Annotated in this window: 17 protein-coding genes; 5 read left to right on the top strand and 12 right to left on the bottom strand. The window is 57.2% G+C overall.

Annotated elements, in window-relative coordinates; genetic code table 11:
- Positions 1-514 precede the first annotated feature (514 nt).
- Positions 515-727 (bottom strand): helix-turn-helix domain-containing protein, encoded by a 213-nt coding sequence (locus ACFWXH_RS02800; RefSeq protein WP_379117319.1) that lies wholly within the window; start codon positions 725-727, stop codon positions 515-517.
- Between the two features lie 121 nt (positions 728-848).
- On the opposite strand from ACFWXH_RS02800, the gene ACFWXH_RS02795 reads away from it, so the two are divergent.
- Positions 849-1100, top strand: coding sequence for a DNA -binding domain-containing protein (locus ACFWXH_RS02795; RefSeq protein ID WP_379117317.1), 252 nt, complete (start codon positions 849-851; stop codon positions 1098-1100).
- Positions 1101-1286: 186 nt separating this feature from the next.
- Here ACFWXH_RS02795 and ACFWXH_RS02790 read toward each other — a convergent pair whose 3' ends face one another.
- The 6 genes from ACFWXH_RS02790 to ACFWXH_RS02765 all read right to left on the bottom strand — a co-directional run bounded on the left by ACFWXH_RS02790 (position 1287) and on the right by ACFWXH_RS02765 (position 5237).
- Entirely contained in the window at positions 1287-1889 is a 603-nt protein-coding gene (locus ACFWXH_RS02790) for a DUF2285 domain-containing protein (protein ID WP_379117315.1), read from the bottom strand.
- The gene (locus tag ACFWXH_RS02785; RefSeq protein WP_379118934.1) at positions 1840-2031 is read right to left on the bottom strand and encodes a transcriptional regulator domain-containing protein; all 192 of its coding nucleotides are present in this window, start codon (positions 2029-2031) and stop codon (positions 1840-1842) included. The genes ACFWXH_RS02790 and ACFWXH_RS02785 overlap by 50 nt, the downstream gene beginning before the upstream one ends.
- Positions 2032-2121: 90 nt before the next feature.
- Positions 2122-2760: an acyl-homoserine-lactone synthase gene (locus ACFWXH_RS02780; protein ID WP_379117313.1), complete on the bottom strand. Its 639-nt coding sequence runs from the start codon at positions 2758-2760 to the stop codon at positions 2122-2124.
- Positions 2761-2848: 88 nt separating this feature from the next.
- The gene (locus ACFWXH_RS02775) at positions 2849-3580 is read right to left on the bottom strand and encodes a LuxR family transcriptional regulator (RefSeq protein WP_379117311.1); all 732 of its coding nucleotides are present in this window, start codon (positions 3578-3580) and stop codon (positions 2849-2851) included.
- 180 nt (positions 3581-3760) lie between these two features.
- A complete protein-coding gene (locus tag ACFWXH_RS02770) occupies positions 3761-4126 on the bottom strand; it encodes a nuclear transport factor 2 family protein (RefSeq protein ID WP_379117309.1) in 366 nt (121 codons plus the stop codon).
- 31 nt (positions 4127-4157) lie between these two features.
- A complete protein-coding gene (locus ACFWXH_RS02765; RefSeq protein WP_379118932.1) occupies positions 4158-5237 on the bottom strand; it encodes a threonine aldolase family protein in 1080 nt (359 codons plus the stop codon).
- A 296-nt stretch (positions 5238-5533) separates the two neighbouring features.
- Here ACFWXH_RS02765 and ACFWXH_RS02760 point away from each other — a divergent pair, with 296 nt between their 5' ends.
- Positions 5534-7237, top strand: coding sequence for an aconitase X (locus ACFWXH_RS02760; protein ID WP_379118930.1), 1704 nt, complete (start codon positions 5534-5536; stop codon positions 7235-7237).
- A gap of 6 nt (positions 7238-7243) precedes the next feature.
- On the opposite strand, the gene ACFWXH_RS02755 is transcribed toward ACFWXH_RS02760, so the two are convergent.
- Genes ACFWXH_RS02755 through ACFWXH_RS02740 form a run of 4 tightly spaced genes read right to left on the bottom strand, consistent with a single transcriptional unit; the run spans position 7244 to position 10107 of the window.
- Complete coding sequence (locus tag ACFWXH_RS02755) at positions 7244-7975, bottom strand: amino acid ABC transporter ATP-binding protein (RefSeq protein ID WP_379117307.1); 732 nt, start codon at positions 7973-7975, stop codon at positions 7244-7246.
- Positions 7953-8612: an amino acid ABC transporter permease gene (locus ACFWXH_RS02750; RefSeq protein WP_379117305.1), complete on the bottom strand. Its 660-nt coding sequence runs from the start codon at positions 8610-8612 to the stop codon at positions 7953-7955. The genes ACFWXH_RS02755 and ACFWXH_RS02750 overlap by 23 nt, the downstream gene beginning before the upstream one ends.
- On the bottom strand, positions 8609-9274 hold the full coding sequence (locus tag ACFWXH_RS02745) for an amino acid ABC transporter permease (protein WP_379117303.1): 666 nt from the start codon (positions 9272-9274) through the stop codon (positions 8609-8611). The genes ACFWXH_RS02750 and ACFWXH_RS02745 overlap by 4 nt, the downstream gene beginning before the upstream one ends.
- A gap of 44 nt (positions 9275-9318) precedes the next feature.
- Positions 9319-10107: a transporter substrate-binding domain-containing protein gene (locus ACFWXH_RS02740; RefSeq protein WP_379117301.1), complete on the bottom strand. Its 789-nt coding sequence runs from the start codon at positions 10105-10107 to the stop codon at positions 9319-9321.
- A 141-nt stretch (positions 10108-10248) separates the two neighbouring features.
- Between ACFWXH_RS02740 and ACFWXH_RS02735 the strand changes: the two genes are divergently transcribed.
- The 3 genes from ACFWXH_RS02735 (at position 10249) to proC (ending at position 13400) form a co-directional block, all read left to right on the top strand.
- Positions 10249-11169 (top strand): LysR family transcriptional regulator, encoded by a 921-nt coding sequence (locus ACFWXH_RS02735; RefSeq protein WP_379117299.1) that lies wholly within the window; start codon positions 10249-10251, stop codon positions 11167-11169.
- A gap of 99 nt (positions 11170-11268) precedes the next feature.
- Positions 11269-12573, top strand: coding sequence for a M20 family metallopeptidase (locus ACFWXH_RS02730; protein WP_379117296.1), 1305 nt, complete (start codon positions 11269-11271; stop codon positions 12571-12573).
- 11 nt (positions 12574-12584) lie between these two features.
- On the top strand, positions 12585-13400 hold the full coding sequence (gene proC / locus ACFWXH_RS02725; RefSeq protein ID WP_379117294.1) for a pyrroline-5-carboxylate reductase: 816 nt from the start codon (positions 12585-12587) through the stop codon (positions 13398-13400).
- 58 nt (positions 13401-13458) lie between these two features.
- On the opposite strand, the gene ACFWXH_RS02720 is transcribed toward proC, so the two are convergent.
- Positions 13459-13638: a glucoamylase family protein gene (locus ACFWXH_RS02720; RefSeq protein ID WP_379118928.1), complete on the bottom strand. Its 180-nt coding sequence runs from the start codon at positions 13636-13638 to the stop codon at positions 13459-13461.
- Positions 13639-13824: the final 186 nt, after the last annotated feature.

Here is a 13824-nt window from a genome sequence, read left to right as displayed (position 1 = left end):
CAGCTGACTACCCCTCCGCTCGGCGATAGGCTGAACGCTTGCCGATCTTGCGCATGATCTGGTCTCAGCTCGCAATCTCGCTTCGCCCTCCCCCGGAAGATCCCATGGGGCAGCGGAGGCAGCGCTCGATCCTAGTCTCGCGTGCCTGCCCCGTGAGCGGGGTGGGCGGCGAAAACGACCGGAAAAGCCCGCGGTCGGAGACGGCCGGCATCCAGAGGACCGTGACGAAGTGGAGGCCCCCCGAGAGGAAAGCGAAAGGTTGCGGGCTGCCGCCAGCGGACCTAGAAGGGAGAGCCGCCCACCACGCCGCCGGAAAAGCCTAAGAAAACAACTCCGCCGCTCAGAAACAGTAGCGACCGCTTTGCTCGGAAAAGGCTGCCGCGCCAGGGGACGAAGCCAGGTGGCCGAGATCACCTGAACATCGCGAAGACGAGGGGGCCCGGCTCACGAGCATCCGGTGCTCGCTCCGCGCACAGGCGAGCTCCCTTGGGAAACCGTCAGGCCTGATCAGCCATCACTTCGACGGCTTGATCAGATCGCAAGGGTCAACGTTAAGGGCTTCTGCTAGTCGTCCCAGAACAGTCACGCTGGCTGAGACTCGACCGCGCTCAATTGAACCGACATAGCGCATGCTCAGCTCTGCGCGAGCCGCCAATTCCTCTTGCGTCAGGCCCTGATCATGGCGAACGCGACGCATATTAGCGGCCATGACCTCTTTGAGATCCACGGCAGATACGGACCAGAACGGGAACTATCGTTCTAGGAATGATCGTTCCTATTCGTTATAGTTAGCGGCTTAGATACATCATCTTGGACGTCACGTGTCCGCACTTTGAAACTACAGGCAGATGAAGACAGAACTGCGAGACGAAGTCCCCTGGTCTGATCGGCTGACCGAATACGACAACGCGCACTTCACGCTCTATCTGAAGCTCCTCGACGCGTGCGCTGACAATGCCAGCGAGGAAGAAATGGCACGTGACATTCTGGGCATCGACCCAATGCAGGAGCCAACCCGCGCGCGCAAAGCGGTACGGAGCCATCTGGATCGTACGCAGTGGTTGATCGCCAGCGGCCATAGGGAACTCTTCCCGAGCTAGATCGCTGAGGTCGAAGCCACTGCCTGTGATTTTTACGGCACCAACAAAAAAGGACCCGCTCCCCAACGGAGCTGATCCTGATTGCCTGAGGCGGAACACGTGGCCGCGTCAGCAATCTCAGCGATCGATATGAAGGATTGGTCAGAGGCCCACAACAATCGGCAAAGCGGGACCGCGGTAGAGCCATCACAGCAGAAATCGCCTGTATTCGCCGTTCATCAGCAAGCGCCCCCGTTTGACCGCACGGCGTACCATGTCGCGCAGGTGATCCCCGGGGTCAGCCCAATCACGCTCGATACGGGTTTTCCCGAACAAGGCTATTCCGATCTCACGATGTGAGGCGTCGGCAATAGAACCGTCGAGCGCACGCAAGACCCAACGCAATCGCGCGCTTCGAGGCTCGGCCGGAAAGAACTTCGGAAATAGCTGCCCTGTCGACCGAAGGGCGTTCAGACACGCAAGTCCGTCCAAACGTTGCTTCACATTTCCAGGCGGCCAGAGAATGTTGGAAGTCAGCCGCGCCGGCTCAAGGAGACCGATGCCGAAGACAGCAAGCTGCAGGTTCCGGCCAGCGTCGGTGAACAGGACGTTCTGAAGCCCATCTGCGGTAAAGAGAACGGAGACCCGACAGGAAAGCAAGGAGATGTCGAGCGCATCCCTGTCCGACCATCGCGCGGTACGTTCGGCTGAAACAGGAAGAACATGCGGACAGTGACACGGGCACCAGAAGGTGTCCGCGTCACTTCCGATCGAACTTGCAAAAAAGCACCCCCCAGCGGGAAAGGTCAACGGTGTTCGCTGGCAGGCTTATGATGTCGGCGGACCGCGATCGCGAAGAGACGACGCCTCGCAAGGTCACGGCAAGGTCCTTCCGGAAAACCGGATTGCGCCTCAGGAACTCCCAAGCCCAACCGCGACTGGTGAGGTGCATGGAGTAGGCATACGCGCCGTCGTCTTGCCAGTTAGGCCAAGCTGGGCCTGAACTTCTCTGGTTCATCGCTCAGTTCCGGGTAGGCGGAGATCATGTTTCGAGATCAAACGACTTCACGACGGGTACCCACAGCACCGGCCCTTCGATACGACCGTTGCGCCGGATCACCGCCAGACTGTGTGTAGAAATCTCGAGATATCCAGCGACCGCTCGCGTGTTGCCAATGGTGAGTGGATCGGACAGCCGTTCGAGCGGCCAGCCGGCACGGCGCAGGATGCGCTCAATGCGCAAATCCGTCACCGTGACGATGCTGTGCAGTTCGCGCGAAAGACCGAACTCGATCATCCCTGCGAACAGCTCATAGGTACCAAGCGCGACGCCTGCCTCCTTCGGAGCCGATGGTGGAACGTCAAGCGCGAAACGGCTGCTTTCCCAGATCCGGGGATCGTCTGGCGCCTGGCCGTCTTTCAAAAGCATCGAAAAATTATCGCGCAGCATGTTCGGGCCAGTCGTGGGCAGCAGTCGCACACAGCCATCCAAACGCCCCGTCTGGGCCTTGAGCAGCAGATAGTGAGGACCAATCGCATCGAAGGGATCGATCTCATAACCATCTCTGACAGCCACATCCCATTCGAGCCGTTCCCGGAAGACACGGTGCCGGAGCCTGTGCATCTCCAGGAGATCGTCGGCGAACTCTGTGTGACAATCCGGTGTGATCAGTTGCATCATGGCCAACTCCTTCTCGCCCAAATGACAAGGCGATTGGAGGCGAAGGGCCCAGTTGGAACAACCTGTGCATGTACACAGGTTGCACAGGCTACTGACTGAAATCCGACCGTTTAGAAAGCGCAAATCGAACGGCTGCCTGCGTGATTGTCCGCACACCAAGCTTCTTCCTGGCATTATCGAGGTGAAAGGCAGCAGTGCGTTGGCTGATACCCAGGATACGACCAATATCCCAAGCCGACTTCCCTCGAGCGGCCCATTGCAGGCATTCAATTTCCCTCGGGGACAGGACCACGCCATCGACCATTCGACTGGTAGTCAACACGCGACGTGCGTGGATATGGAAGAACATTGCGATCAACTGGAGCGCACGTTCGTATCGTTTGATGACACGTAGAAAAAGGGGGCGTTTTTCGTCGGTGGCAAAGGTAAGTGCGGAAAACAACCCGAGGCGACCATGGATCGGAATCGTAAATCCGCAACGAATACCGAACTGGCTTGCCTCGTCCATCAGTTGCTGTTGTGGGTTCGATAATTCGAGATCGCGCCCGTCGGCGCCCCAGCGAAATGTCTCAGGGCAAAGGCGTGCTCTGGTGATCACCGGATCTAGAATCTCGTAACGGCTACGGAGATAGTGGGAAGTCCACACCTTCGGATAGGTGGAAATCAAATCTGTTGTTCGAGCTGATTGGAGAGAAGGGAAGAGGAATGCGAAAGATGGCAGCTCGAGCGATGAAGCAGCTTCGGCCAAGGCGTCGTGAAGATCACCTACATTCACGCTGCCCGCGAGTTGCTCGGCAAATCTATGGAAGACATCATGCATCTTGGTCGACTACAGGATCATGTCTCTGGTCGAAAAGTTGCGACTGCGGCGATGACTTATGAGCCGGAATGTCCCTCGATCAACTACAGTCGATATGGTCTGTATCGGGACTCGTATCGTCTGCCTTATCCAGCGAGCAGGCATGCGAATGCTTGACGATAGCTAGGCTCGATCGAGTGTCTACCGCTCCACGTACGTATGCCCGAGAGCAAGGTAAGTCTCACGCCTTAGTACCTTGTCTTGGTCATCAAACTCCCAAACATCCGTGAATCGCACGAGACGCGATGTCTGGTTGGCTCCTTGTCCCTCGAATTGTCCGGTGACAAAGACCCTCTTCGCGCTCTCCTGTGGGCAGGTACGATCGAGAGTATGCACTCCGCGGATCATACGCAGGTTCCTGTAGAAGTGCTCAATCTCCGCCCTTCCGACATATCGAGCATCAGCACGGACATATATCGCCTCCTCGGCAAATAGCGCCATGACTGCGTCGATATCCTGCCGATCGACATCCTGATAATAGCGGACAATTTGATCGCAATGGGTCATGTTTGTGCCCCTGCACCAAATGCTTCGAAAGTCAGACGGCCAAGACGTCGCGCATCGCCTTCAAGGCTTCATCGATATCCGCTCGCGACACACCGATATGGGTAACCGCACGCATCGCGGTGGGACCAAACAACCCACCACCACCTATGCCAACGCCTTTTGCCTTGAGGGCTCCCGTGATGTCGGCCGGGCTCTGCCCAGTCCCACCGACGTCAAAAAAGACGATGTTGGTCTGCACCTCTCCTGCAGTCATCTTGATACCCGGCAACTCGGCAAGTCCCCGGGCCAAGGCACGTGCATTCTCGTGGTCTTCCGCCAATCGTTCGACATGGTGGTCGAGCGCATATATGCCTGCAGCCGCAAGAAAGCCGGCCTGCCGCATGGCCCCTCCCCACCGTTGCTTGAGGCGCCAAGCTTGGCGGATGAAATCGCGTGTTCCAGCAAGTACCGCCCCGACGGGGCCACCGAGCCCCTTGCTCAGGTCGATCCATGCGCTATCGAAAGGCTCGGCATAATCCTTGGCTGACACCCCCGAGGCTACGACTGCGTTAAGGAGACGCGCGCCATCCATGTGAAGAATAATGTCAGCCTTGCGCGCGACAGCGATAACATCCTGCAGGGTGGTCATGGGCCAGATGGCGCCACCACCAAAATTCGAAGTCTGCTCGATCGTCACCAGCCGTGACTGCTGCAGATAGCGGCTTTCCGGCCTGATGGCTTTTTTCAACGTGTCGCCGTCAAAAATACCATTCTCACCCTGGACTCCACGAACCATCACACCGGATAGAGCTGCTGGTCCGCCGGTTTCCGACACCATGATATGCGCACTTTCGTGCAGGATGATCTCGTCTCCTGGACGACAATGGACGGCGAGAGCGATCTCGTTGCACATCGTTCCGGAGGGAAGAAAAACGGCGGCTTCCTTGCCCAGCATATCGGCAACACGGGCGCAAAGATCGAGAACGTTGGGATCCTCATCCTTCTGCTCGTCTCCCACCTCGACGGACATCATGTATTTTCGCATGCCGTCGGTCGGCTTCGATTTCGTGTCGCTGTAGAGGTCGATGAACGCGGGCCGAGGCATGATCTTCAACTCCCAATCCAACCGCATATTCCGGATACGGAAGCAGCAGTTTTCCGGGCGGCAAATGTCTTGGGCCTGCCGAGCAAGCCCAAGACGCTCTGTGCCGAACGCCGTTGCTTCCGGCACAATGGCTACCGGTTGAGAACATCACGATCCAATTGAAAAATGACGGCGTATTATTCGAATTTGATATAAGCTACGAGGTAGATCGAACGGCCATATCAATCGGTTATGGACGGCAATCCCATTTCTATTTGCCGACAGCCGAAGCCGGGTGCCAGATCGACATTGAAACGCCGCTCCAAGTCCTCAATGGCCCGATCGTGACTCCCAACCCACAGCCCGCTCAAGGTATCTCTGTCGTCCCAGGTGAAGCCGCGGGTCCAATCCTATCCTTGGGCGAGCCACTGAGCTTCTGGGGCGGCGTCGACCCCGGCTCCGGCACGATCATCGACGTGCATCATCCTTCGCATGGCGCGTCGCTCGCCGGCGCTGTTTTGCTGATGCCAACCAGCCGTGGGTCCTGTTCAGGTTCAGGAGTGCTGCTGCAACTGGTTCTTTCAGGCGGGAGCCCCGCCGCTCTTGTCTTCTGCAGACCGGAGGACACGCTGACGCTGGGGGCCATAGTTGCGGCCGAAATGTTCGGGTCTACGATCCCTGTCATTAGGCTGGAGGAAACGGCTTTTTCTGTTTTGGCCGCAGCGAAAACAGCACAGATTTCGTCAGACAGCATCACGGCGGACGGAAGAATTCAGATTTCTCTGCGCCAACCGACACATGAGGATATTGAGCTCAGTATCGACGATCGCCGCAGGCTTGATGGCAGCGAGGGGGTAGCGGCCCAGCAGGCCATGCGTATCGTCTGCAGCATGGCCAACCAGCAGGGCGCGAGGGCCCTCGTCGATGTCACCCGTGCTCATATCGACGGCTGTATCTACGCTGGACCAGCCAATCTGTTGTTCGCTGAAAAGATGAAAGAGTTGGGGGCGCGTGTCCGCGTTCCGACGACGATGAACGCAATCTCGGTGGACTACGACAATTGGCAGCGTCAAGGCGTAGAGCCAGAATTTGGCATACCAGCTTCCAGGTTGGCCGATGCCTATCTCGAGATGGGATGTCAGCCGACTTTCACCTGTGCTCCATACGACCTTCCGAACCCTCCCGGCCTTGGTGAACAGGTTGGCTGGTCAGAATCGAATGCAGTAATCTTTGCCAATTCAATCCTTGGCGCGCGGACTGCGAAACATCCCGACTTCCTGGACTTGTGCGTGGCCCTCACCGGTCGCGCACCGCTCGCAGGCGCCTTTCTCCAAGAAGGGCGGCGTGCGTGCCGCAGCATTAGTATCGAGTTTCCAAAAAATGCCGACAGCGCGGTTTGGCCACTCATTGGCTACCTTGCTGGCTTGGCCGCCCCTGACCGCGTCCCGCTACTCAAGGGATTGTCCAATGCGACACCGGACTCAGATGAGCTCAAGGCTCTCTGCGCTGCTTTCGGGACAACGTCCGCGGCGCCGATACTTCATATTGAAGGCATCACACCGGAAGCGGCTTGCCAGCGCGTCTCGGACAAAGACGTAGCTTTCATCTCCCGTCAGGATCTTGCCGAAGGTTGGTTGAAGCTGAACAGCGGGCCAGCGGAGATCGACTTGGTCGCGATTGGTAGCCCTCACGCCTCTCTCGCGGAATGCCAGGCGCTAGCCAAGCGTCTGGATGGTCGCGCGCTGGCGAGCGGCCTCACAGTGATTGTCACGACCGCACGGGAAATCGCAGCGTTAGCAGAGGCCGATGGAACCCTGGCGACGCTCCGTATGAGTGGCGTCGCTGTGATAACGGACCTCTGCTGGTGCTCGATAACGCGGCCTGTCTTCCCGTCTCACGCGAAGGTGGTTCTGACCACCTCCGGGAAGTATGCTCATTACGGGCCGGGACTGACAGGATGTATTGTAAGACTTGGAACACTGGATGAGTGTGTTCATGCAGCATTGGTCGGAGCCGCGCCAGCCCGGTTGCCCAGCTGGCTCACGTGAATCGGGTCAGTGTTTCATTGCACTCAGGAACTGCTTCAACTCAGCGGTCTTTGGCGCTTCGAAGATATCTTTCGACGTCCCCATTTCGTGCACCACACCATTGCGCATGAAGACGACGCGATCACAAATTCTTCGCGCGAATTCCATCTCATGCGTAACCATTAAAAGGGTCATCCCTTCGGACGCCAGCGAGCGGACCACTGCAAGGACTTCGCCCACCAGTTCCGGATCGAGAGCTGAGGTGATCTCGTCGCAGAGGAGCGCCTTCGGCGACATAGCGAGTGCTCTGGCGATGGCAACGCGCTGCTGTTGGCCACCTGACATCTGATGCGGGTAGGCATCGAATTTTTCCGACAGGCCGACGCGCTGGAGATTGCGCTTCGCGATCTCATGCGCTTCTCCTCTAGGGCGACCTAGAACCACGACCTGCGCCAACGCTACATTTTCTCCCGCGGTCAGGTGCGGGAAAAGGTTGAACTGTTGGAAGATCATTCCGACTTCTAGGCGAAGCGCCCGGAGCTGTCTCGGCTCTCGTGAAAGCGCCACACCGGAGACTTTAATGGACCCGGAATCGATTATTTCGAGGCCGTTGACGCAACGGAGCAGAGTGGTTTTACCAGACCCGCTCTGGCCGATAATGGAGATCACTTCCCCTTTCTCGACACTGAGATCAACGCCGCGGATAACCTTCAGCTGCCCGAAGCTTTTTTCCACACTATGCAGTTCGATTAGCGACATTGAGCCTCCTCGCCAGCCAGCCTGCGAAGAGCGAAAGCGGCCAACACAACAAGAAATAGATGATGGCAACCAGACCGTAGGTCATTAGCGGACGATACGTCGCATTCGACACGAATGCGGCCGTCCGCGTCAGTTCGACAAAGCCGATAACTGATGTCAGAGCCGTTGCCTTGATAACCTGGACCGAGAACCCGACCGTGGCAGGGATGGCAATGCGGATCGCTTGCGGAAAGATGATGTAGCGCAATTGCTGCAGCCAACTCATACCTAGGCTGGCAGAAGCTTCCCATTGCCCCCGTGCGATTGCTTCGACACAACCGCGCCAGATGTCACCCAGAAATGCACCTGCCCAGATCACGAGTGTGAGCGTTGCAGCGACCCACGCATTCACGTTGAAGCCCAATGCAGCCACGCCGAAGAACATCAGGAAAAGCTGGATGAGCAAGGGCGTGCCCTGGATGAAGGCGATGACCCCTGCTGCACTCCTTGCAATCAAAGCGGAATGTTGAATTCGCAGGATGAGCAACAGGCCGCCGACGAGCGCCCCGCCCGAAAGTGCCAAGGCCGATAACAGGACTGTCCATCTTGTTGCGACAACCAGGGTCCACAACATCTCCGAAAACGAGAAGGAGATCATTTGGGTACCCCCATGCGAAACACATAATGCCCTGCGATCAACAGCAGCCGGCGCAGGAGGAACGCCAGCACGAGGTAGGTGGCAGCCATGAAGATGTAGGTCTCAAAGGCGCGGAAATTCCTCGACTGAATAAAGCTGGCGACGAACGTCAGCTCCTCCACTGCGATCTGCGAGATCACCGAGGTCTGGAACATGTCAAGGACGAACTGGCCGACCAGCGCAGGCCAGACACGTTGGATGGAGGGAAACAGAATGACGTGCCGAAAGGTCTGGAACCCGTTCATCGCGAGGCTCGAGGCCGCTTCGTACTGGCCCTTTGGTGTCGCCTCCATGCCGCCGCGCAGGATTTCCCCCATGTAAGCTCCGGTGTTCACGACGAGCGCGATGATCCCGGATGCCTCGGCCGAAAGCCTCAATCCAAGCGCGGGCAAACCGAAGAAGATAAACAGCAGCTGAACCAGGAAGGGTGTGTTCCTGATCCCTTCGACATAGGCGATGATTGCCCAGCGCAAGGCGGGAGTGCCATGCACCCTGCCCCAGGCAGTCCCCACGCCGAGCAGAAACCCGAGACACCCACCAATCAGCGTCAGGCGTATCGTGACGAGAATGCCGCTGACTATCGCATCTTGATAGGCAGGCACCCATGAAAAATCGAGTGACATCGTTTATGGCGCCGCACTTGATAATCGTGCGGCGCCCCCCAGTTTTACTTGGCAATATCGGCGGCCGAGGCATCGCCGATGTGTTGTTGCGCAAGCTCCACCAAGGTTCCGTCCTTGACCATCGCCGAGATCGTCTGGTTCGCCACGTCTTTCATTTCGTCGTCGCCCTTTGGCACACCGATGTAAGCAGGTTCCGCCGCCATCTTGATCTTCACCGCCAACTTGCGGGGCGAGGTCTTGTTGAACGCGTAGGCGGTTGCTGTACCTGTGGCCACCAGATCGACCTGGCCAGCCGCATACGCGCCTAGAGCAGAGGCCGTATCCTCGAAGCGCTGAATATCTGTACCTTTCGGGGCAATCTTGGAGACCTCGAGATCCTCCGTGCCACCACGGCTCGCGCCGATTTTGTGCCTCACGAGGTCCTCTGCGTTCGAAACAACCGTAGCTTCCTCCCCAAAAACGCTGTTGTACTCTCCGATGTACGGGTTCGAGTAAGTCACCACCTTCTCACGCTCCGGGGTCTTGCCGAGACAAGCGATGATGATGTCGGCCTTGCCCGTCTGCATGAACGGGATGCGGTTGGCGCCGCTGGTCGGAACGAGCTCCAGCTCCACCCCCAGTCTTTTTGCCATGTACTTCGCGATATCGATGTCGAGCCCGATTGGCTGCATGTCCGGTCCCATCGATCCATAAGGAGGGTAGTCCTGCAGAACGGCCACGATGAGTTTGTTCCTGGCCTTGATATTCTCGAGCGTTCCCGCCGATGCGATGTTCCAGCTCGCCGCCAGCACCGCGGTTCCGATTCCTAAAGCAAGAAAAATACGCCTCGTCATCGACGCCATCTCCCGTTGTCCGAGTTCCCCGCAAGCTTTGGATTTCATTTTGCTTGCGAGGCTAGTTGACAGCACCGAGGCATGCCGAGCAAATAAAAATGAAAAGGCCGTTCATACGATTTTGATATAGGAGGCGGTGTCGTGAAACTGACGTTCAAGATGGTCGAGTGCTTCAAGACCGTTATGGCTGTCGGCACAGTGACTGCGGCAGCAGAGGTTCTGTGCACATCACAGCCTGCCGTCAGCAGATCGATCAGCCAGCTCGAGACAGCGGTTGGAATTCACCTTTTTGATCGCGTAAAGGGACGGCTGTTGCCCACGGCGCACGCGCACACCCTCCTGGCCGAGGTCAACAAAACGTACCGGGGCCTCGAACATCTCGAACGGGCTGCATCAAGCCTCAAGAGTTTTCAAAACGGCAACATCAGTGTGGTTTGCGCCCCGGCGTTTTCGGAAGGCTTCATCGGCGATGTTGCGGCGAGTTTCCTGTCCAAATATGGCGACGTCTCGCTTACGATCGATACGCAGCAATCCTGGGCAATCGCCGAACTGATCAATGAGCAGAAATTCGATCTCGGGATCACCGCGTACGAAGTGAGTTCACAAGGGGCAGCGTGCGAGCCATTCTGTGCACCGGACGAAGTGTGCGTGATGCCCTCGGATCATCCTTTGGCGCAGCGACCAATTATTGATCCAGTGGATCTTGATGGGGTCAGTTGCGTGTTCCTCAGTGAACGGGACCCCTACCGCCGAAGGTTGGACCGCGTGTTCGAGACCACTGAAATCAGGCGGCGCCTTGTTATCGAGACACCGAACACGAATTCTGCCTGCGCCATGGTGACACGAGGCTGTGGTGTCGCGGTCGTGAGTCCGCTGACGGCTCTCGATTTTGTCAACCAGGGCTTGACGATGCGCCGCTTCTCCGCGGGTGAACCATTTCATTCTACCCTTCTTCGTGCAAAGCACAGGCCGACGTCACCGCTAATTGACATGTTCGTTGCAGAGCTAAAATCCATTCGAGACGCGAACCTCGCCCGCGTTGAAGAGCATTTGACTGCATAAGCATATCAAAGCCGCATGGAGTACGGTCAAGTTTGAATTGGATTGGATAGACGTCGCTTTTTAGGTTTGCCTCGGACATCCGGCACCGGCGGCAAAGATATGACACTGTGTGACTTCTCTCCTCTCGGCAGCATCCCAGACAGCACTGTCAAAACCAGTCTGCACTCGATGGTGGATCGAGTGCCTGGAAACTCCAGTCAACAATCCGTTGCGCCATTGGCGGGCTATCATCCCTCCCTGTTTGAGAAACAACATGCGATTTCTCGAGCAGTTTGCATTCGGCGGTGGCTGCACCAAAACCCTGAGCTAAGTGGCCAAGAAAAGAACACGGCAGCTCTGATCGCGCATTTCTTACGCGAATGGGGCTTCGACGTCTTGGAAAACATCGGCGGCCACGGCGTCGTAGGATCCCTAAAGCGTGATCCGAATATGCCAACAATTGGCCTGCGTGCTGATATCGACGCACTTCCGATCAGCGAAACATCCGGCGTTCCCCACGCGTCGCGGGTTGCCGATGTGATGCATGCTTGTGGGCATGACGGCCATACTGCAACCTTGTTGGCATTTGCCGAGCGGACAATCTCACGCGCTCCAACATGCAATCTGGTGCTCATCTTCCAACCGGCCGAAGAAACTGGCAACGGCGCCCGCGAGATGCTCGCAGATCCGGCCCTGCAGGAGTTCCATCTCGATGCGATCTTCGGGCTGCACAACTGGCCCGGAATGGACTTTGGTTCAGTCTTTGCACCCGACGGGGCCTTAATGGCCTCCTCAGATCGGTTCACGCTGGAAATCTCTGGACTGTCGTCGCATCCCGCGCTCCCGCATCAGGGCAGCGATGTGATCCTCTCTGCCTGTACAATCGCGGATTTGGTGCATCAGACATTCCTCAGGCGGCGTGCCGCTTCTGAGCAGGCAGTTATCAGCATCACAGATTTCATCGCGGCAGGTGGCGACGTGACTATCCCTTCGCGCGCCGAGCTGCGAGGCACGATACGCTGTCTCAACGATCAGGCGCGAGAGGAAGCTTGGAGGTGGGTCAACGAAAAGACAGCTGAAATTGCCGCAGTCTATGACACCAGGCTCAGCGCAGAAATCCGCCGCGGTTGCCCAGCGACACGCAACGCGCCGCAGTGCGCCGAGATCGTCAGAAGTGCGGCCAGCGCAATTGGTGGTGTCGTCACACTTGTCTCTGATCTTCAACCTTCAATGGGCGGCGACGATTACGCCTATTTCGCTCAACGTTGGCCATCCGCGTATTTTTGGCTCGGCGCAGGCCAAAATTGTCCTCTTCCGCATGCGGCAGACTTCGACTTCAACGATGACCTGATCCCCTTGGGCGTCTCGATGTTCGAGCAGATCGAAACTCGTTTCACTGCCTCCGCCGCTTTCCTGAGTGTATAGGAAACATCGACATGAGTTTGGCTACATCGCGCATTCTTGTAATTGGCTGCGGCAACATGGGCGCAGCGATTATCAACGGCATTGTTGATCGGCACCCCGGCGTGAAGATTGTTGCACTGGATCCCGCTGTCGATCGCGCATTGTCGCTGTTGAAGCATCCTGAACTTGTCGCCGTGCGCCAACCCAGCGAAGTGTCGAAGTCCGATCTCTTCGATCTCGTGCTTCTCGCCATCAAGCCACAGATGTGGGCTCAGTCTGCCACGGAGCTCGCTCCTCTTGTGCAGGGCGCACTCGTGGTTTCGATCATCACTGGAATCAAGACGATGGCCCTGCGAACGGGTCTGGAAACCGATCGCGTCATTCGGGCAATGCCAAATCTTGCAGCCGAGATCGGCCACAGTATGACCGTGGCCTTCGCTGGATCAAATTTGAGCTCAAGCGACAAGGCTCTGGCGACGTCGCTTTTTACATGTATTGGCTGGGTTGAATGGTTGCCCAAAGAAGCGGACGTCGATCGTGCGACCTCGGTATCCGGTTGCGGTCCGGGCTTCATATTTGCAATTGCCGAAAACCTTATCGAAGCCGCCAAATCTGAAGGCTTGTCATCCGAAGTCGCGGACACATTGGTGCGCCAGATGCTGTTTGGATCAGCGATGCTTCTCGCCTCAACGACAAGGTCTCCCGGAAGCTTGAAAGCGGCCGTTGCCAGTCCTAGGGGAACTACCGAAGCAGGTTTGGCGGTACTCCAGCACGAAGATGTGCTCGCTCGCTTGCTTAGTCGAGCTGTGCAGGCCGCTCACGAGCGAGCACACGAACTCGGTAGCTAGTACTGCTCGAACTGTGGCGTAGGATACAGCCGCCTCGGGTCAATATCTTGGAATGCAGTTAGAGCCAGCCCCTTGTAAGGCCCGCCATGCGCAGACCGTCAGCGACGTAGGGATATGCTCGCATTAGTCGCCAAATGAGTTCAGAATGATAATTTGCAAAGACCATCACAACGGGTCCCCAGTTGATTCCCAATTGATCCGTCGAAAACCAACCATGTTTATCGCTTTGGCAAAGCATCGGGTTGAAACTGACGCTCACACTCTGCATGTCGCAGGTTCGGCCGCTCTGAAATGTTGGATAAGCGATACGACGATCCCCCGGGAAAATGGGAGCGATGCGAAAGTCGCACGATAAGACCTTACAATCGTCGAGGTAGAAGTGCACACTAACGAGCTCGGTAGACAAGAAATTCCGCGCTATTCC

Origin of the sequence: Mesorhizobium sp. NPDC059054 (genome assembly GCF_042739215.1) — a bacterium.
Taxonomy (GTDB): domain Bacteria; phylum Pseudomonadota; class Alphaproteobacteria; order Rhizobiales; family Rhizobiaceae; genus Mesorhizobium.
This window is presented reverse-complemented; position numbering and strand designations above follow the sequence as displayed.